At 64.5% G+C, this 18953-nt stretch carries 18 protein-coding genes; 6 read left to right on the plus strand and 12 right to left on the minus strand.

Annotation, left to right across the window (positions count from 1 at the left end; translation table 11 throughout):
* Positions 1-68: 68 nt before the first annotated feature.
* From LH19_RS14570 to coxB, 11 genes are all read right to left on the minus strand, one after another.
* Complete coding sequence (locus LH19_RS14570) at positions 69-2969, minus strand: TonB-dependent receptor (protein WP_234715938.1); 2901 nt, start codon at positions 2967-2969, stop codon at positions 69-71.
* A gap of 254 nt (positions 2970-3223) precedes the next feature.
* On the minus strand, positions 3224-4114 hold the full coding sequence (locus LH19_RS14575; RefSeq protein ID WP_054729323.1) for a class I SAM-dependent methyltransferase: 891 nt from the start codon (positions 4112-4114) through the stop codon (positions 3224-3226).
* Positions 4107-5504: a threonine synthase gene (thrC, locus tag LH19_RS14580; RefSeq protein ID WP_054729326.1), complete on the minus strand. Its 1398-nt coding sequence runs from the start codon at positions 5502-5504 to the stop codon at positions 4107-4109. The genes LH19_RS14575 and thrC overlap by 8 nt, the downstream gene beginning before the upstream one ends.
* Positions 5505-5585: 81 nt before the next feature.
* Entirely contained in the window at positions 5586-6230 is a 645-nt protein-coding gene (locus LH19_RS14585) for an SURF1 family protein (RefSeq protein ID WP_054733597.1), read from the minus strand.
* Positions 6223-6618 carry a DUF983 domain-containing protein gene (locus LH19_RS14590; protein WP_054729328.1) on the minus strand — a complete coding sequence of 132 codons (396 nt, stop codon included), beginning with the start codon at positions 6616-6618 and terminating at the stop codon, positions 6223-6225. Before LH19_RS14590 ends, LH19_RS14585 begins: the two co-directional genes overlap by 8 nt.
* The gene (locus LH19_RS14595) at positions 6619-7494 is read right to left on the minus strand and encodes a cytochrome c oxidase subunit 3 (protein WP_054588118.1); all 876 of its coding nucleotides are present in this window, start codon (positions 7492-7494) and stop codon (positions 6619-6621) included.
* Positions 7495-7575: 81 nt separating this feature from the next.
* Positions 7576-8133: a cytochrome c oxidase assembly protein gene (locus LH19_RS14600; protein WP_054729331.1), complete on the minus strand. Its 558-nt coding sequence runs from the start codon at positions 8131-8133 to the stop codon at positions 7576-7578.
* Complete coding sequence (locus LH19_RS29055; RefSeq protein ID WP_167346282.1) at positions 8130-8279, minus strand: hypothetical protein; 150 nt, start codon at positions 8277-8279, stop codon at positions 8130-8132. The genes LH19_RS14600 and LH19_RS29055 overlap by 4 nt, the downstream gene beginning before the upstream one ends.
* Positions 8276-9187, minus strand: a complete 912-nt coding sequence (locus tag LH19_RS14605) for a heme o synthase (RefSeq protein WP_054729334.1) — start codon at positions 9185-9187, stop codon at positions 8276-8278. The genes LH19_RS29055 and LH19_RS14605 overlap by 4 nt, the downstream gene beginning before the upstream one ends.
* Positions 9188-9259: 72 nt before the next feature.
* Complete coding sequence (gene ctaD / locus LH19_RS14610; RefSeq protein ID WP_054729337.1) at positions 9260-10930, minus strand: cytochrome c oxidase subunit I; 1671 nt, start codon at positions 10928-10930, stop codon at positions 9260-9262.
* Between the two features lie 17 nt (positions 10931-10947).
* The gene (gene coxB, locus LH19_RS14615; protein ID WP_054729340.1) at positions 10948-12057 is read right to left on the minus strand and encodes a cytochrome c oxidase subunit II; all 1110 of its coding nucleotides are present in this window, start codon (positions 12055-12057) and stop codon (positions 10948-10950) included.
* A gap of 232 nt (positions 12058-12289) precedes the next feature.
* Between coxB and pyrE the strand changes: the two genes are divergently transcribed.
* From pyrE to LH19_RS14645, 6 genes are all read left to right on the plus strand, one after another.
* Complete coding sequence (gene pyrE / locus LH19_RS14620) at positions 12290-12880, plus strand: orotate phosphoribosyltransferase (RefSeq protein WP_054729343.1); 591 nt, start codon at positions 12290-12292, stop codon at positions 12878-12880.
* Positions 12877-13626, plus strand: a complete 750-nt coding sequence (locus tag LH19_RS14625) for a pyridoxine 5'-phosphate synthase (RefSeq protein WP_054729345.1) — start codon at positions 12877-12879, stop codon at positions 13624-13626. Before pyrE ends, LH19_RS14625 begins: the two co-directional genes overlap by 4 nt.
* Positions 13627-13741: 115 nt before the next feature.
* Positions 13742-15898 (plus strand): autotransporter outer membrane beta-barrel domain-containing protein, encoded by a 2157-nt coding sequence (locus LH19_RS14630; protein WP_158514433.1) that lies wholly within the window; start codon positions 13742-13744, stop codon positions 15896-15898.
* A 63-nt stretch (positions 15899-15961) separates the two neighbouring features.
* A complete protein-coding gene (gene acpS, locus LH19_RS14635; RefSeq protein WP_054729351.1) occupies positions 15962-16363 on the plus strand; it encodes a holo-ACP synthase in 402 nt (133 codons plus the stop codon).
* A 7-nt stretch (positions 16364-16370) separates the two neighbouring features.
* Positions 16371-17213, plus strand: coding sequence for a signal peptidase I (gene lepB / locus LH19_RS14640; protein ID WP_054729355.1), 843 nt, complete (start codon positions 16371-16373; stop codon positions 17211-17213).
* A gap of 11 nt (positions 17214-17224) precedes the next feature.
* A complete protein-coding gene (locus LH19_RS14645; protein WP_054729358.1) occupies positions 17225-18328 on the plus strand; it encodes an AI-2E family transporter in 1104 nt (367 codons plus the stop codon).
* A 34-nt stretch (positions 18329-18362) separates the two neighbouring features.
* Here LH19_RS14645 and LH19_RS14650 read toward each other — a convergent pair whose 3' ends face one another.
* A complete protein-coding gene (locus tag LH19_RS14650) occupies positions 18363-18896 on the minus strand; it encodes an FKBP-type peptidyl-prolyl cis-trans isomerase (RefSeq protein ID WP_054729359.1) in 534 nt (177 codons plus the stop codon).
* Positions 18897-18953: the final 57 nt, after the last annotated feature.

An 18953-nucleotide genomic window follows, 5' to 3' on the forward strand; every position in this document is an offset into this window, starting at 1 on the left:
CGCAAAAGAGCCGCACCCGGCACGGGCGCGGCTCTCTCACCAGGGGGACTGGCTGACAAATGCCCGTCCTAGAAGCTGAACCTCACCCCCGCCGCGTAGCGGGCGAAGCCGGGTGACACGAAGGTGACGTTGTTCACATGCCGCATATGCTTGCGCTGGCTTTCACCGGTCAGGTTGATCGCCTCGACGAACCCGGTAATCCCCGGCATGAACTCGTAACTCGCGCTCGCGTCGATCTGCCAATAGGCCTCGGTATAGGTCGGGTTCGGACCCGACGAGAACAGGAATTTGTCGCGCCAGTTCCACGCGACGCGCGCCTGGATCGGACCCTTGTCATAAAAGAGCACAGCGTTGGCGCTGTCGCTGAGCCCGACCAGCGCGAACTGCGGCACCGACGCCGGCTGCGCATTGTCATAGGTCGCGCTGCCGTTGACGATCGTATAGTTCAGGATGACGCCGAAGCCGGTGTCCCAGAAACTGTGCTGCAGCGCGAACTCCCACCCGTTCAGCGATGCGGTCTGATCGCTGTTGATCGGCGTCGTGATCTCGAAATTGACCAGCGGATCACCCGGCGCGGCGTTGATGATATTGCCCGTCACCGTATCGGGGAAATTGGTGATGATATATTGCCGGATCTCGGCAACGGTGGCGTCGGCGCCAAGATCGGCCAAGGCGGCGTTCCAGCGCGGCCCGCCCACCGGCGTCGTCAACCCGAACGCGCTGCTGTCGATCCGGGTCGAGGATATGAAGTTGCTCACATCCTTGTGGAAATAGCCGGCAGAAATATAGCTGTCGCGGGCATAATACCATTCGGCCGACAGATCGATATTCTTCGACTTGTACGGGATCAGCCCCGGGTTGCCCTGCGCGCCGCCGCCGCCGCCGACGCGGAACAGCGTATCGATCGTACGCCCGCCCTGCATCAAATCATAGGACGGACGCGTGATGGTGTGGCTATAGGAGGCGCGCAGCTTGACATTGTCCATCGGCGATACGTCAAGGTCGAACGCGGGCAACCAATTGTCGTACGAACCCTTGAAGCGGGTGAAATCGCTGTCGCCCGAAAACACGACATTGAATTCATTGTCGCCGACCCACGTCGTCGTCACCGGCACGGGAACCAGCGCCGACGATGAAATGTCGGTTGTCTCGTAGCGGATGCCGGCGACGAAATGCGCCGGATTCTGGAACAGGTCGAATTCGGTCGCGACCTGCAGATACGGCGCCAGCGTTTTTTCCGAAATCCGGCGGTCGGTGTTGAAATTGGCAAGACAGGTGCCCGGGATCGCCGAGCCAGTGGCGGGATTGCTGCATGTCTGGAAATTCTGCTCGACCAGGTCGGCCATGCGTTCGAAATCGAAGGTATAGAAACTCTCGATCATCCCCGGCTGGGCCAGCCCCGGGAATTTGTCGGGCAAGGTGACCAGCGAGAAAATATCGTCGGGAATGCTCGATGCCGGCCCCGCCCCGCCCCAGGTGTCGTCGTTCTGGATCGTGCCGAAGGCAGAGCGAACCTTGCTGTCGACATAGGAGACGCCGAAATCGATACTGTCGAGGAAGCCGCTGTCATGGTCATAATGACCGCGCAACTGGACCTGGTCGATCCGGTTGCGGAAATAGGCGTTGCGGAACGCATTGCCGGTCGGCGTGATCAACGAGGTATCGAGCGGGTCGATCCCCGGATACATTTCATAGGAAATGACGGGGAGGTCGTTTTCAAAATTAATCCCCTGCCCGCGCACCCCGAACACGGCATTGCCCAGTGACATGCTCGATCCGAAGCGATTGACTGGCTTGACGGTCGCGGTCGAATGATGCGCGTCGAGTTCGAACGTCACACCACCCGGGCCATTCCATTCGAGATTGAAGCCCAGCGACTTGTTTTCGGCGCGGTTTTCGGTCAGCGCGCCGCTGTACGACAGGTCCTTGCCGCCATAGAGCGCGTTCGGCCCCGGCGTCCCGGTCGGCGGCGCAAACAGCTCCGAATAGAAGATCGGGCCGGCGACCGGACCGTCGGTCCATGCACTCGACGTATCTTCGTGGTTGAACCAGACACCGACGTTGCTGTTCCGGTTCTCAACCGTATTGCGCGAATAGATATAATCGATCGTCGCGGTCAGATCGTCGCTTGGCCGGAACTGGAGGACGGCCTGGCCGTTGATCCGCTCGCGATTGATGTCGTTGAGGTCGTAAGAAGCGTTCTGCGGCACCTGATAGACGTCGGTCGGCCCCGGCCGGTTGGTAATATTATCGGCCCGCGGCGTGCCCGGCTGGGCCAGCGAGCCCCAATTATTCTCGTTGCCGAGATAGCCGTCGCGCCAGCCGACATTGGCGACATTCTCGCTTGCCTTGCGCTTCTGGTACGAGCCCGCAACCATGATGCCGATTGTGTCGTCGGCGAAGGTCGAGCTGAAGATGCCCGAGATTTCCGGCGTGACCGGATTACCCTCGTTGCGCGACGAGTCATAGACAGCTTTAGCGGACAGGCTGCCGCGCATTCCCGGCTTGTCCAGCGGACGCGGGGTCCGAATGTTGATGACCGAGCCGATCCCGCCCGATTCCATCGTCGCGCGGCCGCTCTTGTAGACCTCGACCGCCGCGATGCCTTCCGATGCGAGATTGTCGAAATCGAACGAGCGCGACGACGGCGCATTGTCGCCGCCGCCGATCAGCGCGGTCGGCATCTGGCGGCCGTTCAGCGTCACGAGGTTGAACTCGGGGCCGAAGCCGCGCACCGTCACCAGCGATCCTTCGCCGTTCGAGCGGTCGATCGACACACCGGTAATGCGCTGGAGCGATTCGGCGAGGTTGGTGTCGGGGAACTTGCCGATATCTTCGGCCGAGATCGCATCGACAACCCCCTGCGCCTCGCGCTTGATGTTCGCCGAGGCCTCGAGGCTGGCGCGGATACCGGTGACGACGATTTCGTCGCCGGCTGCTTCGCCTTCGACCGGAGCCTCCTGGGCCATCGCCACTTGCGCCATGCCCATCAGGGACAGAGCAGACGTACCGACCAGAAATTTGGCAAACCACTGTTGCTGAGACGCCCGCATCCCTTTTCCTCCCACATCGACCGCTCTTTTCGTGGCGGCATACCCGTTATGTGAACGTTATCTAAATGGGAACGTTATCATTGTCAACGCATCGACTGTCCGTTTCCGGACATTTTGCTGCGCATTTGATGCAGCAAACGTATGCAACATAATCTTGCCGGCGCTAAGCGTCAGCGACTCCAGCGCGCGAAAATCGCCGTAGGCAGCAACAGCCCCCTCGCCTCCTCGCGCACCGCAAGTTCGCCACATTCGATCGTCCCGGGCAGATCGGCGAACAATTGCGCCAGCAATTCGCCAATCGCCAGCGCCGACATGCGCACGGCATAGACGGTCAGGAACAGCGCGCGGCTGTCGGCGTCGAGCAATTGGCGGCAGTCCGCGAGCAGCGGCGCCAGCCCCTCCTCGATCTGCCAGCGTTCGCCCCCCGGACCACGGCCGAACTTCGGTGGGTCGAGCAGGATCGCGTCGTACCGCCGTTCGCGCCGCACCTCGCGCGCCGTGAATTTGCCCGCGTCGTCGACGATCCAGCGCACCGGCTTGTCGGCCATGTCCGCCAGCGCCGCATTCTCGCGCGCCTGCGCCACCGATTTCTTCGACGCATCGACGTGGGTCACCGACGCGCCGATTGCGGCCAACGCCTGGCTGCCGACCCCGGTATAGCCGAACAGGTTGAGGAAGGCCGGATCGGGTTTGTCCGCAACCCTGTCCCGCAACCAGTCCCACACCGGCGCCATGTCGGGAAAGAAGCCGAGGTGTCGAAACGGCGTGCACGACGCCGTGAAGCGCGTCTCGCGCCAGCCGAGCGGCCAGCCCTCCGCCGGCACGGGTTTGCTGTAATACCAGCGGCCGCCGCCATCGTCGTCCGAAGCCGGAATGAACTCGCCATCGGCGGCATCCCATTCGCTGGCAGCCAGCGCGGGCCGCCACATCGCCTGCGGTTCGGGGCGGATGAAGCGATAGCGGCCATAGCGTTCTAGCTTGCGCCCGCCGCCGCTGTCGATCAGCCCGTAATCGTCCCAAGCCTCCCCGACGAGGGTGCGCAGGGGAGCAAGCTCAGCCACGCGCCGCCTCGGCGAGGATATGGGCCTTCACCGCGTCATAATCGCCGGGCAGCTTCGCATAACGTTCCTCGCGATCGAACAAATTGCCGAGCCGCGCCGGCAACGGCGGACGAACCCCGGTCGCGCGCTCGACCGCGTCGCGGAACTTCGCCGGATGCGCGGTGGCCAGCGTGACGACCGGCGTCGCGGGATCGATGTCGAGGCTGCGCGCGGCGGCAAGGCCGACCGCGCTGTGCGGATCGATAATCTGGCCGCCATGCTCCTGCGCCCAGCGCAGCGCCAGCGTCATCGCGTCGCCGTCGATCCGCGCGCTCGAAAACAGCCCGCGCGATCCCGCGAGCATGTCGGCGGGAATGGTCATCGCACGGTTGCGGTCGAAATCGCCCATCATGCCGTTGATCGCGGCGCCATCGCGGCCTGAAAGGTCGAAGAGCAAGCGTTCGAAATTGCTGCTGACCTGGATGTCCATGCTCGGCGTCGCGGTCGGGGTGACCGTGCCGGCGCTGTAGTCGCCGCTGGTCAGCGCGCGGTGGAGGATGTCGTTGACGTTGGTCGCGACGACCAGCCGTGCAACGGGCAATCCCATCTGCGCCGCGACATAGCCCGCAAAGATATCGCCGAAATTGCCCGTCGGGACACTGAACGCCACCGGCCGGTCGGGCCCGCCGAGCCGCACCGCGGCGTAGAAATAATAGACGACCTGCGCCATCAACCGCGCCCAGTTGATGCTGTTCACGGCCGACAGCGTGATCTGCCCGCGCGCTTCTGCGTCGCCGAACAGCCGCTTCACCATCGCCTGCGCATCGTCGAAGCTGCCGTCGATCGCGATATTGTGGACGTTCGGCGCCAGCACCGTCGTCATCTGGCGGCGCTGGACGTCGCTGACCCGGCCTTCGGGATGGAGCATGAAGATGCGAATATGCTCGCGCCCTGCCACCGCTTCGATCGCCGCCGATCCGGTATCGCCCGAGGTCGCGCCGACGATCGTGATGTCGGTGTCGCCGCCCGCAAGGAACTTCTCGAACAATTGCCCGAGCAGTTGCAGCGCGACGTCCTTGAACGCCAGCGTCGGGCCGTGAAACAGTTCGAGCAGCCAGTGGCGATGATCGAGCTGGACCAGCGGCGTCACGGCATCATGGCCGAAGCGGCCGTAAGCGGCGCGGCACAGCTCGTGTAATTCGTCCTCGGTCAGCACGCCGTCGACGAACGGGCGCATGACGCGCACGGCGGTTTCGACATAGTCGAGCCCGGCAAGCGCGCGAATCTCGTCGATCGACATCTGCGGCCAGCGTGCCGGCACATAAAGCCCGCCGTCACCGGCAAGCCCCGCGAGCGTCGCGGCACGAAAGTCGAGGGTCGGCGCAGAGCCGCGGGTGCTGATATATTCCATGACGCCGATGCGCCTAGAGCGGTTTCAAGCGAAATGGAACATTTCGCGGCGCGGAAATCGCGGAAAAACTTCGGCGACGGCTCAAGGCCGCAAGCGGCGACGGACCGCCAATATATAGATGACCAGCGCCGCGGCGGCGAACAGGAACCATTGCCCGGCGTAGGCGAGATGATTGTTCGGCGTGTCGGCCGCCGAAGGCACCGCGCTCGCGCGCAGTCCGGCGGCAGGCGCATCGGTGACAAGCATCGCGCGTGCCGGCGTCGCCTTGCCCGTCATCCGCGCGATCAGCGTCGGCTGCTCGGGGCCCGGGACGATCGTTCCCTGCACGATGCCGCCGGTCCATTTCGGCGGCGCGAAATCGTCGCCGATGCCGATATCGACCAGCACGCCCGGCCCTTCGGCGCCGGTGCGGCAATCGGCGACCATCCGGATCCCCGCCTTGCCGGCGCGGTCGGTGCCGCTGCGCGGGTCCCAGCGTACCGGCTCGAGGCAGACGACGCTGCTCTTGCGATAAAGAAACCTGTCCTCGACCGGCGGCAGTTCGGGATAGGTGACCAGCGACGACATCGCCATGTTGCGCTGATAGAGTGCGATCAGCGCTTCCTTCTCGCCCTTGCGCTGCAACTGCCACACGCCGAGCGCGATCATCACCGCGACGGCGGCGAGCACCAGAATCGTCGGGATCAGCGGCCAGCGCGGCCCGGCCTGCGGTGTCTCGTCAGTCATGCGGTTCATCCATGCGGCGCCCTTCCGCTGCCTTGCGCTGATGCTCGCTCGCCAGCAACGCGCCCTTGCCGACCCTGAGACCATAAACCACCGCCGCGGCAGTGAGCGGCACCCAGAGCACGATATGCACCCAAAGCGGCGGCCGGACCAGGGAATCGAGCGTCAGCGCAGCTGCAATCAGCAACGCGCCGATGATCAGGGTCAGGAACGCCGCGGGCCCGTCGCCGACATTATAGGCGCCATAGTCGAGCCCACACGCCGGGCAGCGGTCGCGGAACTTTACCGGCCCCTCGAACAGCGTCGGCCCGCCACATTCGGGACAGAGACCAAAAAGGGCAGCGCGCCAAACCGGCGGCTGCCCCTTTTGAGACTGGTTATCGACCGTCACTTAGTGCGCGGCGACAGGTGCGCCCCAGCCGCCCCAGACATAGACGATGATGAAGAGGAACAGCCATACGACGTCGACGAAGTGCCAGTACCAGGCGGCGGCTTCGAAACCGAAGTGCTGCTGCGGGGTGAAGTGGCCCTTGTAGGTGCGGACGAGGCAGACGATCAGGAAGATCGTGCCGACGAGGACGTGGAAGCCATGGAAACCCGTCGCCATGAAAAAGGCCGAGGTGTAGTTGATCGTGCCGAAGGGGAACGGTGCCTCGGCATATTCATAGGCCTGAATGCAGCTGAAGACCGCGCCCAGGATGATCGTCGCCCACAGGCCTTTCTTCAGCCCCTCGCGGTCGCCGTGGATCAGCGAATGGTGTGCCCAGGTGATCGTCGTGCCCGAGCAGAGCAGGATCAGCGTGTTGAGCAACGGCAGCGAGAAAGCGTCGATGACGTGGATGCCCTTCGGCGGCCACATGGTCGCGGCAGCGGCGCCGTCCTGTCCGAACAGCGAGGTCACCGCGCCGTCGACCAGTTCGACGGGCACCGGGAAGAGCGAAAAATCGAACCATGCCCAGAACCAGCCGACAAAGAACATCACTTCCGACGCGATGAACAGGATCATGCCGTAGCGCAGATGGAGCTGGACGACCGGGGTATGGTCGCCGGCATGCGCTTCGTTGATGACGTCCGACCACCAGCTGAAGAAGGTCGCGATCACGCCCATGAAGCCAAGGCCGAGCACCCATTTGCCGGCGCCGCCGAAATAATCGGCGTGCATCGCCATCACGAGCCCGAAGAACATCACCAGAGCCGCGACCGAACCGATCAGCGGCCAGACGCTGGGATTTACGAGGTGATAGTCATGATGTTTTGCACCGGACATTGCATATTTCCCGTTTTTGCAGCCCCAGCATCGCGATTCCCCATCGCCCGCCGGTCTTGAAAGACTCTGTCGATCGCGGCCTTAGCTCGCGTTTTTGTCCTCGTCTACAGGGTGGAAGGTGTAGCTGAGTGTGATTTCCTGAATGTCGCGCGCGTCGGGGTCGTCCATGATCTTGGGATCGACGAAAAACAGCACCGGCATGCGCATCTGCTGCCCCGGTTCCAGCCGTTGCTGGGTGAAGCAGAAACACTGGATCTTGGTGAAATATTTGCCCGCCTGATCGGGGGTGACATTGAAGCTCGCGGTCCCGACGACCGGATGCGCCGATTGATTCTCGGCGATGAAGATCGCCATGTCGCGCGCGCCGATGCTGACCGTATCGGTCGGATGTTCGGGATAGAATTTCCACGGCAGCTTCGGCGAGACATTGGCGTCGAAGCGAACCGAGATGGTGTCGCTGAGGATCTTCGGCGTTTCGGCGGCGGCGACCGGATCGTAGCGCTGCGTCGTGCCGCCGAAGCCGGTCACGCGGCAAAACAGATTATAGAGCGGCACCGCCGCGAAGCCGAGCCCGACCATCGCCACGGCGAGCAGGGCAGCCAGACTGCCCGTTTTGGCATTTCGCGACATCGTCTTCATTTGGGGCCCACCATCCGCGCGATCGTGATGAAGAAAAAGAGGAAGGCCAGCCCGCCGAGCAGCCAGCCCATCAGATTGGCGCGGCTGCGCTGGCGGCGGCGATATTCTGCCTCGTCGAACGGTTCTTGCGTCGGCTCTTCGGTCATAATGTCCACCAATGGTCGGCGACGACGGCGCCGAAGAGAATGAAAAGATAGGCGATCGAATAAGCGAAAAGCCGCTTTTCGGGCTGCATTGGATCGCCCTCGCGCGAAACGCGCGTCCCGACCTGGATCGACAGCAGCACGAACAGCGCCGACAGCAGGGTCGCGGTCCAGCCATAGGGCGCGCCGGTGTAGCCGAGCGGCCAGGGCGCGATCGCGGCGACCGCCATGATCAGCGCATAGAAGAGGATCTGGCGCCGCGTCGATTTTTCGCCCGCCACGACCGGCATCATCGGGATCCCCGCGGCGGCATAGTCCGACCGCACGAACAGCGCGAGCGCCCAGAAATGCGGCGGCGTCCACAGGAAGATGAGCAGGAACAGCAGCACCGGCAGCGGCGCGATGCTGCCTGTCGCCGCGACCCAGCCGATCAGCGGCGGAAAGGCCCCGGCGGCGCCGCCAATGACAATATTCTGCGGCGTCCGCGGCTTCAGCCACATTGTGTAGATGAAGACGTAGAACAGGATAGAGCCGGCGAGCAGAAGCGTCGCCTGCCAGTTCGACGCGAACAGCATCAGGAACAGCGAAAAGGCAGCAAGGCCGACGCCGAACTGCAACGCGGTCTGCGGGTCGAGCCGCCCCGCGGGAAGCGGCCGCCCTGCGGTGCGCTTCATCTTCGCGTCGAGGCCGGCTTCATACCATTGGTTGAGCGCGCCCGACGCCCCTGCCCCCAGCGCAATCGCGAGGATCGACGAAAAGGCGAGCACCGGGTGGACGCTGTCCGGCGCCGCGAGCAGGCCGCACAGCGCGGTGAACACCACCAGCGACATGACGCGCGGCTTGGTCAGCGCGAACAGGTCGCGCCAGTCGGCGGGAAGCGCCGTTTCGCCATGGGTCAGGCTCTGCGCCATGTTTACTCCGGCCTGTTGGGCATCGCCCCCTGCCGGAAGTCGGCAGAGGGCGAAGCTTGTCAGGCGATAGTCTTACGCGATCCGGGGCAGTTCGTTGAACTGGTGGAACGGCGGCGGGCTCGACAGCGTCCATTCGAGCGTCGTCGCGCCTTCGCCCCACGGATTGTCGGCGGCCTTCTTACCCGCGAACAGCGAGTAGATGATGTTCACGAAGAAGAAGATCATCCCGACGCCCATGATCACATAGCCATAGGACGAGATCAGGTGCCAATGGGCATAGGCTTCCGCATAGTCGGGGTAACGGCGCGGCATGCCCTGCTGACCCAGGAAGTGCTGGGGGAAGAACATGACGTTGACGCCGATGAAGAAGATCCAGAAGTGCAGTTGGCCAAGCGCTTCGCTGTACATCCGGCCCGACATCTTCGGGAACCAGTAATAGAAGCCGGCGAAGAGCGAGAAGACCGCGCCCAGCGACAGCACATAGTGGAAGTGCGCGACGACATAATAGGTGTCGTGCAGGTTGGTGTCGACGCCGCCGTTGGCGAGAACGACGCCGGTGACGCCGCCCACGGTGAACATGAAGATGAAGCCGAGCGACCAGACCATCGGGGTCTTGAAGCTGAGCGAACCGCCCCACATCGTGGCAATCCAGCTGAAGATCTTGATGCCCGTCGGGACCGCGATGACCATCGTCGCTGCGGTGAAGTACATCTTCAGGTTCACGCTCATGCCGACGGTGAACATGTGGTGCGCCCACACGATGAAGCCGACGACGCCGATCGCGACCATGGCGTACGCCATGCCGAGATAACCGAACACCGGCTTGCGGCTGAAGGTCGAGATGATCTGGCTGACAATGCCGAAGCCCGGCAGAATCATGATGTACACTTCGGGGTGGCCGAAGAACCAGAAGAGATGCTGGTACAGAACCGGATCGCCGCCGCCCGTGGCATCATAGAAGGTGGTGCCGAAGTTGCGATCGGTGAGCAGCATGGTGATCGCTGCGGCAAGCACGGGAAGCGCGAGCAGCAGCAGGAAAGCGGTGACGAGCACCGACCACACGAACAGCGGCATCTTGTGCAGCGTCATACCCGGCGCGCGCATGTTGAAGATGGTGGTGATGAAGTTGATCGCACCGAGGATCGACGCCGCGCCCGCAAGATGGAGCGAGAAGATCGCCATGTCGACCGCAGGCCCGACCGAGCCGCTGGTCGACAGGGGAGCATAGACCGTCCAGCCCGTCCCGGCGCCATTGCCGCTACCGCCCGGGACGAACAACGAACCGCACAGCATGACGAACGCGACCGCCGTCAGCCAGAAGGACACGTTATTCATGCGCGGGAAGGCCATGTCGGGCGCGCCGATCATCAGCGGCACGAACCAGTTGCCGAAACCGCCGATCATCGCGGGCATGACCATGAAGAACACCATGATCAGGCCGTGCGCCGTAATCATCACGTTCCAGAAATGCTTTGCCGCCGTCAGGTCCTGCGCGCCGCCCATCGCCTGCGCCCAGGTCCCCAGATACTGGATGCCGGGGTGCGCGAGTTCGAGGCGCATGAGCCCCGACAGACCGCCGCCGACGATGCCGGCGATGATCGCGAAGATCAGGTAGAGGGTGCCGATGTCCTTGTGGTTCGTCGACATGAACCAGCGGACGAAGAAGCCCGGGGTGTCGTGATCATGGTCGTCATGCGCATGGTCGTGGCCGTGCGCGGGTGCAGTCGCTGCGATATCGGTCATCTGTCGGACCCCTTGGATTATTTCTTGGCGGCCGGGACAGCGGCGGGAGCCGCAGCCGGCGCTGCTTCGGTCGTGGTGGCAGCCGGCGTGGCCGGCGCGGGAGCGGGCGCAGCCGCAGGCGTTGCGGCAGGAGCCGGCGCCGCAGCGGCAGGCGCCGCGGCCTCGGGACCGGCCGGGTTACCGCCCTTCGAGCGGACCCACGCTTCCCACTTGTCGACCGGCAGGACTTCGACCGCGATCGGCATATAGCCGTGATCGACGCCGCACAGTTCCGAACACTGGCCGTAATAGACACCGACCTTGGTCGGGGTGAAGGTCGTTTCGTTGGCGCGGCCGGGAACCGCGTCCATCTTGGTCCAGAAGGCGGGAACCGCGAAGCTGTGGATCACGTCGGCGCCGGTGATGATCAGCTTCACCTGACGGCCGACGGGAACGACCATGCGGTTGTCGACGGCGAGGTGATAGGGCTCGCCCGCGGCCTTCGCCTGGTCTTCGGTCAGGATCTTCGAGACATATTCGCCGATGCCCTGATCGGGATAGGCATAGCCCCAATACCATTGATAGCCGGTGACCTTGATCGTCAGCGCGTCCTTCTTCGGCGGCTCATATTGCGCCGCAAGCAGGCGGATCGACGGCACCGCGATCACGGCGAGGATCAGCACGGGGATCGCGGTCCAGATGATTTCGATGAAGGTGTTGTGCGTCGTCTTCGACGGCACCGGGTTCGCCTTGGCGCGGTAGCGAGCGATGACCCAGAGCAGCAAGCCCAGAACAAGCAGCGTGATGACCGTAATCACCGGCAACAGGATATAGTGGTTGAACCAATAGGCCTGCTCGCCGATCGGAGTGACCTGCGGCTGGAAGTTGATGCCCGCATCGACCGGCTGGCCAACACCGGGGGTCGGCTTCATCGGGACGTAAGTCGCATCGCCCGCGGGAACGGCGGCATCCTTTGCAGCCGGCGCAGCAACCGGAGCCGCCGAGTCAGGCGCTGCCGGTGCCGGAGTCGCAGCCGTCGTCGCGGCGGGTGCTTCGGCAGGAGCCGCCGCCGGCGCCTGCGCATGGCCGGCGCCCACGGCGCCGAGCGACAAAGCCGCCGCGATTACAAGGGTTTTCAAGCTCTTCATAAGGATAGTGCCGCCCGTTGCTTGTTGTTATTCTGATGCTTCATTCCCGCCTTCGCCGACCGCGGACATGCGTCGCGGCCGCCGTCCGGCGGGCTGAATCTCGCGGGCGCTATAGACCCGCTTGCCGCTTGCCTCAAGCATCTCTAACACTATTTTACGGCAGGCAAATCCCGGCCGCCCAAACCCCGCCGTCCACCATGGACGACGACAGCAACAAAAGACCGATCTCCCGATGACCGACGATGAAATCCTGGCCGAATTCCGCGCCGCCGACGCCCTGCTGCAGGGTCATTTCCTTCTCTCCTCCGGCCGCCACAGCGAATATTATCTGCAGTGCGCGCGCGTCCTGATGGACACGGCGCGCGCCGGCCGGCTCGCGAGCGCCCTCGCCGCCAAGCTGCCGCGCGACCTTCGCCAGGCGATCGACATCGTCGTTTCGCCCGCGATGGGCGGCGTCATCATCGGGCATGAAATGGGCCGGGCGCTCGGCAAGCCGGCGCTCTTCGTCGAGCGTCCGACGGGAACCTTCGAGCTGCGTCGCGGCTTTGCGATCGATCCCGGCGCCAAGGTGCTGATGGTCGAGGACGTCGTGACGACCGGCCTGTCGTCGCGCGAAGCGATGGATGCCGTGCGGGCCGCCGGCGGCGACGTGATCGCCGAGGCCGCGCTCGTCGACCGCTCGGCCGGCAGCAACATCGACCTCGGCGTCCCCTTCTATCCGCTCGTCGCGATCAACTTCCCGACCTATGCCGCCGATGAGTTGCCGCCCGAACTCGCGGCCACCCCGGCGATCAAGCCCGGCAGCCGGAGCGTCGCAGCTTGACCGGCAACGCTTCTTCCCGCCTGCGGCTCGGCGTCAACATCGACCATGTCGCGACGATCCGCAACGCGCGCGGCGGCGAACATCCCGACCCGGTGCGCGCCGCCGAGATCGTCGCGGCGGTCGGCGGCGACGGCATAACCGCGCATCTGCGCGAGGACCGGCGCCATATCCGCGACGACGACCTTGCCCGCATTCAGGCGGCGACCGACCTGCCGCTCAATCTTGAGATGGCGGCGACTGACGAGATGCTCGAGATCGCGCTGCGTCACATGCCGCATGCCGCGTGCATCGTCCCCGAAAAGCGCGAGGAGCGCACGACCGAAGGCGGGCTCGACGCGGCGGGGCAGCACAACCACCTCGCCCCGATCGTCGGCCGCCTCAACGATGCGGGAATCCGCGTCAGCCTGTTCATCGAACCCGATCCGCGCCAGATCGAGGCGGCGATGCGGCTGAAGGCACCCGTCGTCGAATTTCACACCGGCCGCTACGCGCATTGCGAGGGCGAAGAGCGCGCCGCCGAGCTGCGCCGCCTCGCCGACGCCGCTGCGCTCGCATGGAAAAACGGCATCGAGCCGCACGCCGGGCACGGCCTTACTTATGACAATGTCATTCCGGTCGCCGCGATCCCCCAACTCGCCGAACTCAACATCGGCCATTATCTGATCGGCGAGGCGGTGTTCGTCGGGCTGGAAGCCGCGGTGCGCAGGATGCGCGAGCTGATTGACGAGGTTCGCGGCGCTCCGTAAATATCTTCTAAAATAAAGTGGTTCGGTCGCAGCACTCTACTATCGGGGGAAGAGGGATATGCGGTGGCAGGCGTCAGGACGCATTTCGCTTTTGGCAATGATGGCGGGCGATCCGTTGGGATTCAGCGTAGCGAGCGCCCAGACGACGACCGAGACATCGTCGAGCGGCGACCTTTACATGAGCGAAGACACGTCGGAGACCGTTACGGGCTCGACGCTTTATTCGGCGGAATTCCAGACCGAGATTAACGGCGAAAGCGGAACGATACCGCTGACCGGCCTGCTCCGCTATTTTGACCGGTTTGACGACGCCGAAATCCAGCAAGCCGCTGCGGCGCAATTGCCCGCCGAACATGTTCATATGGTCGGAGACGTACCCGTCACAATCGTCAGTTGGTCGCCCGCGGAGCTGGTCGAATCCAATTATGAGGTCATCGACACTTTCACGTCGGAAACGCCCTATTCGACCGTCAGCAGCGTCGTCACGACGCAGCTCACGTCAGGCGACGGCCCCGACAATGTCGTGCCGACGGGGTATCGGTCGGACTGTTATTCATTTGGCGCCAATGGCGCGACCAATTTTGAACCCTTCGGCGGCTCCTTCGCCGACTGCTCGGGGGGTGAAGAGTTTTTCGAGGTCGCGCCGGGAACGGTCAACAGCAACACCCATACGACAACCGTCTATACCCAGGGCACCCGTTATGTCGAAAGCGTTGATGAAGGCTATTTCGACCGATATGTCCTGCGCCCGCGCGAAAGCCTGAGTGCCTCGTCGGGCACGCTGGCAACGACGATCCGGTCGGCAACCACGGTACGAACCGACAGCTACGAAACGCGGATCATGGGAATGGTCGGCGACACCAACCTGTTCGACACCAGCCAAGCGGGTGCCTTTACCGATGCCGCGGTCCAGGCCGCAATCGTCGATCTGTCCAAACCCCGCGGCTATGCGATCGGCGGCGCGCCCGTCGTCGTCACCTGGTCGGCTCCGGTCCGCGTCGCGAGCAGCGAGCAATTGCTTTCCTCCTCTGTCGACACGCAGACCAGCACGCGCCGCTTCGATGCGGTCACCATAACGACCACCAACGGCGGGATGGCCGGCGGCGAAGTGCTGATCGGCGATCGCGGAACCTGTACCGATACGGGGACCGGAGGGGCGACGAACGGAGCTTCGCCGACCGGTGCGTTCGCCACCTGTGATGGCGGCGTGACCTATACGCTCGCCAGCGGCGAGACCAACACCAACATCCACACGACCGATGTTACCGAAACCACGATCAGCAGCGTCACGACCGAAAACTGGCTGAATTCGGAAACCTACCGGCTTGCGGGCACTCCTGTCGCGATCGGCCAGATTCACGCCGCGCTGCGCGATGTCCTGTATGGCGGAGATTTTGAACGCCGGCATGCCGACGCGATCGCAGCGGCGCTGCCGCGCGGCGGCGAGCGCCGGTTCGGCCTGTGGGCGCTCGCACGAACCGGCCGCGATACGAGCAAGAGCGATGCAGCCGGCGCGGGGAGCCGCCGGACGACGCGTGGCGGCTCGGGCGGCCTGGCGATCCGGTTGTCCGAAGCGGCCCAGTTCGGTCTGGCGATCGACTACGGCAAGACCGATGTCGCGCTCGCGGGGCTGGCCGAAAAGGGCGAGGCTCGCCTGACGCAGATCGGCCTCGGCGCCGAGCTGTCGCCCGGCATCTGGCGGATCCGGCTGGCGGCCGGGCATGGCTGGGGCTCGATCAGCACCGAGCGGGGCTCCGACGCGATGGGCGGCATCTCGCGCGCCGGTTATGACGCGTCGCTCTGGTCGGCCTTTGCCGAGGCGGGACCCGAATTCGCTATCGGCGATGCGCGGATCCAGCCGTTGGTCGGGATCGCGTGGACCAGAGCAAAACTCGGCGGCTTTGCCGAGTCCGGCGGCATCGCGCTGGAAGGCGGAAGCGACAGCGCCACACGCCTCGCCGTCTCGTTCGGCGCGCGCGGCGAACTGCAACGGCGGGCCAGCGACGGATCGGGATTTCGTCTGTCGGCGAGCCTGCGCGGGACGCGGGTAGCGGACGGCCGCGGCCGTGTCAGGGGCGTCGCCTTCATCGGCACGCCGGGGCAATTGCTGCATGTGACAAGCGCGCGCGAGGGGGGCCTCCATGCGGTCGGCGAGATCGGTGCCGCCTATTATACGGCGGGCGGCGTCGGCTTCCATCTCGGCGCCGACGGCGCTGCGGGAAGTGGCGATCGGAGCTGGCGGGCGACAGGCGGGATCAGCATCGCCTTCTGAACCTCTGCGCCATATTCCACTTTCGCTCTGGAATTCTTGCGACTTATCTCGCATTGCCCGCACATGATCATCGGTCTCGGCTCCGACCTCTGCAACATCGAGCGCATCCAGGCCTCGCTCGACCGGTTCGGCGAACGCTTCGAAAAGCGCGTCTTTACCGACGTCGAGCGCGCCAAGGCGGCGCGTCGCCCTTTCACGCGCGCCGGCACCTACGCCAAGCGCTTCGCAGCCAAGGAGGCTTTTTCGAAAGCCGTCGGCACCGGCTTCAAGCGCGGCGTGTTCATGAAGGACATCGGGGTCGTCAACGCCCCGTCGGGCGCGCCGATGCTCGCGCTCACCGGCGGTGCGGCCGAACGGCTGGCGCAGATGATCCCCGCCGGCCACACCGCGCATATCCATCTGACGCTGACCGACGACCATCCTTGGGCGCAGGCCTTTGTCATTATCGAAGCAATCAGGGACTGACCGGGTTATGGCGAAGCAGGCGAACAAGGATGACGGAAGCTGGGGCAAGCTGATCCGCGATATCGTGGTCATCCTCCTCCTCGTCCTCGGCATCCATAGCTGCGTTGCCAAGCCTTTCTATATCCCGTCCGATTCGATGATGCCGGTGCTGCGCAACGGCGACCGGCTGATCGTCAGCAAATATCCCTATGGCTGGTCCTATTCGTCGGTCAGCTTCCACCTCGCGCCCAAGATCGAAGGCCGGTTGTTCGGCAAGCTGCCCGAACGCGGCGACATCGTCGTGCTCGAGCATCCGGTGACGCGGATCGACTATATCAAGCGCGTGATCGGCCTGCCGGGCGACACGATCGAACTCAGGAACGGCGAACTCAGCATCAACGGCAAAGCGGTGAAGCGCGAAGTCCAGCCGATGCTGTCGATCCCGGCCGACGCCAACACGCCCGGCCCCGACAGCAGCCTGTTCCGTTTCATCACCCGCGGCGCCGACGGGCGAACGGTCCTCGAACTGCCGATCGTTCGCGAAACACTGCCCGGCGGCGCGACCTTCGACACGATCGACATGGGTCCGGGCTATACGACCGACGATTATGGACCGATCACGGTGCCCGCCAATCACGTGTTCCTGATGGGCGACAACCGCGACGGCAGCGCCGACAGCCGCGTGTCGACCGACCGCAAGGGGCTGGGCGGCCCCGTCCCGTTCGACGCCATCGCCGGGCGCGCCGAAATCATCAGCTTTTCGACCGACGGAACGGCGCAATGGTATAATCCGCTGAGCTGGTTCCAGGCGCTGCGGTCGGGCCGCGCGGGAACCGATCTGCGGCCGGAGCGTGACGCCAAGGCACAGTAGGAGCGCGGGACATGGTTGAGCGGAAAGAGCGCGCGCAGGCCCGCGCCAAGGCCACCGCCAACGCCCCCGGCCCGACCGAGATCCGCAGCCAGCTCGTCCGTAGCGAGCTTTTGAAGGCTAGCGTCTGGATCGGTCTTGCACTGTTCGTCGGCGTCTGCGTCATCCTGATCCAGCCGATCCTGCTGATCTTCGCCGGCATCGTCATGGCGTCGATGCTCGACGGCGGCACCCGCCTGCTCGGCCGCGTTCTGCCGATCGCCCGCGGCTGGCGGTTGCTGATCGTCTGCCTGTCGCTCGTCGTATTCCTTGTCTGGACGATGATGTTCGCGGGCTCGCAGATCGCCGATCAGGCCGCAACGCTCCAGACCGTGGTGATGGGACAGGTCGAGCGCATCGCCGCTTGGGCGAGCGAGCATGGCATGGGCAATTTGCAACTCGACACGAAGACGATCACCGACAATCTGGCCGGCACCTTCGGCCGGGTTACGGCGGCAGTCGGTACAGTGCTCGGCGCGCTGACCAGCCTCGTCATGGTCCTCGTTCTCGGCATCTTCATCGCGATCGAACCGCGGCTCTACGAACGCGGCGTCGCGTGGATGCTGCCGATGAAGAGCCGCGAGAATTTCTATATCACCACCGCACGCATGGGCTTCACGCTGCGGCGACTGATGGCGGGGCGCCTGCTCGGCATGCTGGTCGAAGGCATCGGAACCTGGCTTGCCTGCCTGATGGTCGGTATTCCGATGGCCGCGCTGATGGGCCTCCTTACCGGGCTGCTCGCCTTCATTCCCAATATCGGGGCGATCGTTTCGGGCGTGCTGCTGGTCCTCGTCGGTTTTTCGGCGGGCACCGACACCGGCCTGTGGGCGATCGCCATCTATTTCATCGTCCAGACCGTCGATGGCTATCTGATCGTGCCGATGGTGGCGAAGCAGACGGTCGACCTCGCCCCTGCCCTCGTCCTCGGCGCACAGATATTGTTCGGCGCGCTGCTCGGCATCATGGGCCTGTTCCTCGCCGACCCGATCGTCGCGATGATCAAGGTCGCGCTGGAACGCGAGGCCGAACGTAATGCGGGGGCGCTGCCCAAAACGAAAGCGGCGGCGAGTCCCTGACCCGCCGCCGCTTCCGAAAACCCTGATTGGCCGCTTATTGTTGCGGCGCGCCCGGGGGCGGACCAGCCGGCGCACCGGGACCGCCCGGGCCACCCTGCTGCATCATCTGTTGCTGCTGCATCATCTGCTGCATCGCACGGACTTCGGCTTCCGACCGGAAATCGAGCAGTTCGACGTCGAAGTGAAGCGTGCTGCCGGCAGGAATCGGCCCCGTCTCGCGGTTGCCATAGCCGAGCTGCGGCGGGATGCTGATCTTGTACTTGCCGCCCTTCTGCATCCGGGTCAGCGCGTCGGCAAAGCCCGGAACGACCTGCGCCACCTGCATCGGCGCCTGTTCGTTGGCGTCGAAAACCGTGCCGTCGTCGAGCTTGCCTTCATATTTGACGAGCACGACATCGGCCTTGGTCGGGCTGGGTCCGGTGCCCGCCTTCACCACCTCGAACCCGATGCGCGGGGTGCTGAAAACGGCGAAACCGATCGCCACCGCGACCAGCGCCGCAAGCGATACCCACAGCAGCCAAAGGCCGCCCTTGCTTACCGGACGCAATGGAACCGTTGTGACGCTCATGACCGCTGATCCTTCCCCTGCCCCGGCCGGGGCGCGAATACCGGGCCCGCCTATAGG

The organism is Sphingopyxis macrogoltabida (assembly GCF_001314325.1).
GTDB classification, from domain to species: domain Bacteria; phylum Pseudomonadota; class Alphaproteobacteria; order Sphingomonadales; family Sphingomonadaceae; genus Sphingopyxis; species Sphingopyxis macrogoltabida.

Bases quoted from the DNA above. Each gene is read 5' to 3' on its own strand.
- LH19_RS14570 (WP_234715938.1), bottom strand. From the start codon at position 2,969: ATGGCCCAGGAGGCTCCGGTCGAAGGCGAAGCAGCCGGCGACGAAATC.
- thrC (WP_054729326.1), bottom strand. From the start codon at position 5,504: ATGGAATATATCAGCACCCGCGGCTCTGCGCCGACCCTCGACTTTCGT.
- LH19_RS14585 (WP_054733597.1), bottom strand. From the start codon at position 6,230: ATGACTGACGAGACACCGCAGGCCGGGCCGCGCTGGCCGCTGATCCCG.
- LH19_RS14595 (WP_054588118.1), bottom strand. From the start codon at position 7,494: ATGTCCGGTGCAAAACATCATGACTATCACCTCGTAAATCCCAGCGTC.
- LH19_RS14600 (WP_054729331.1), bottom strand. From the start codon at position 8,133: ATGAAGACGATGTCGCGAAATGCCAAAACGGGCAGTCTGGCTGCCCTG.
- LH19_RS29055 (WP_167346282.1), bottom strand. From the start codon at position 8,279: ATGACCGAAGAGCCGACGCAAGAACCGTTCGACGAGGCAGAATATCGC.
- LH19_RS14605 (WP_054729334.1), bottom strand. From the start codon at position 9,187: ATGGCGCAGAGCCTGACCCATGGCGAAACGGCGCTTCCCGCCGACTGG.
- ctaD (WP_054729337.1), bottom strand. From the start codon at position 10,930: ATGACCGATATCGCAGCGACTGCACCCGCGCACGGCCACGACCATGCG.
- coxB (WP_054729340.1), bottom strand. From the start codon at position 12,057: ATGAAGAGCTTGAAAACCCTTGTAATCGCGGCGGCTTTGTCGCTCGGC.
- pyrE (WP_054729343.1), top strand. From the start codon at position 12,290: ATGACCGACGATGAAATCCTGGCCGAATTCCGCGCCGCCGACGCCCTG.
- acpS (WP_054729351.1), top strand. From the start codon at position 15,962: ATGATCATCGGTCTCGGCTCCGACCTCTGCAACATCGAGCGCATCCAG.
- lepB (WP_054729355.1), top strand. From the start codon at position 16,371: ATGGCGAAGCAGGCGAACAAGGATGACGGAAGCTGGGGCAAGCTGATC.
- LH19_RS14645 (WP_054729358.1), top strand. From the start codon at position 17,225: ATGGTTGAGCGGAAAGAGCGCGCGCAGGCCCGCGCCAAGGCCACCGCC.
- LH19_RS14650 (WP_054729359.1), bottom strand. From the start codon at position 18,896: ATGAGCGTCACAACGGTTCCATTGCGTCCGGTAAGCAAGGGCGGCCTT.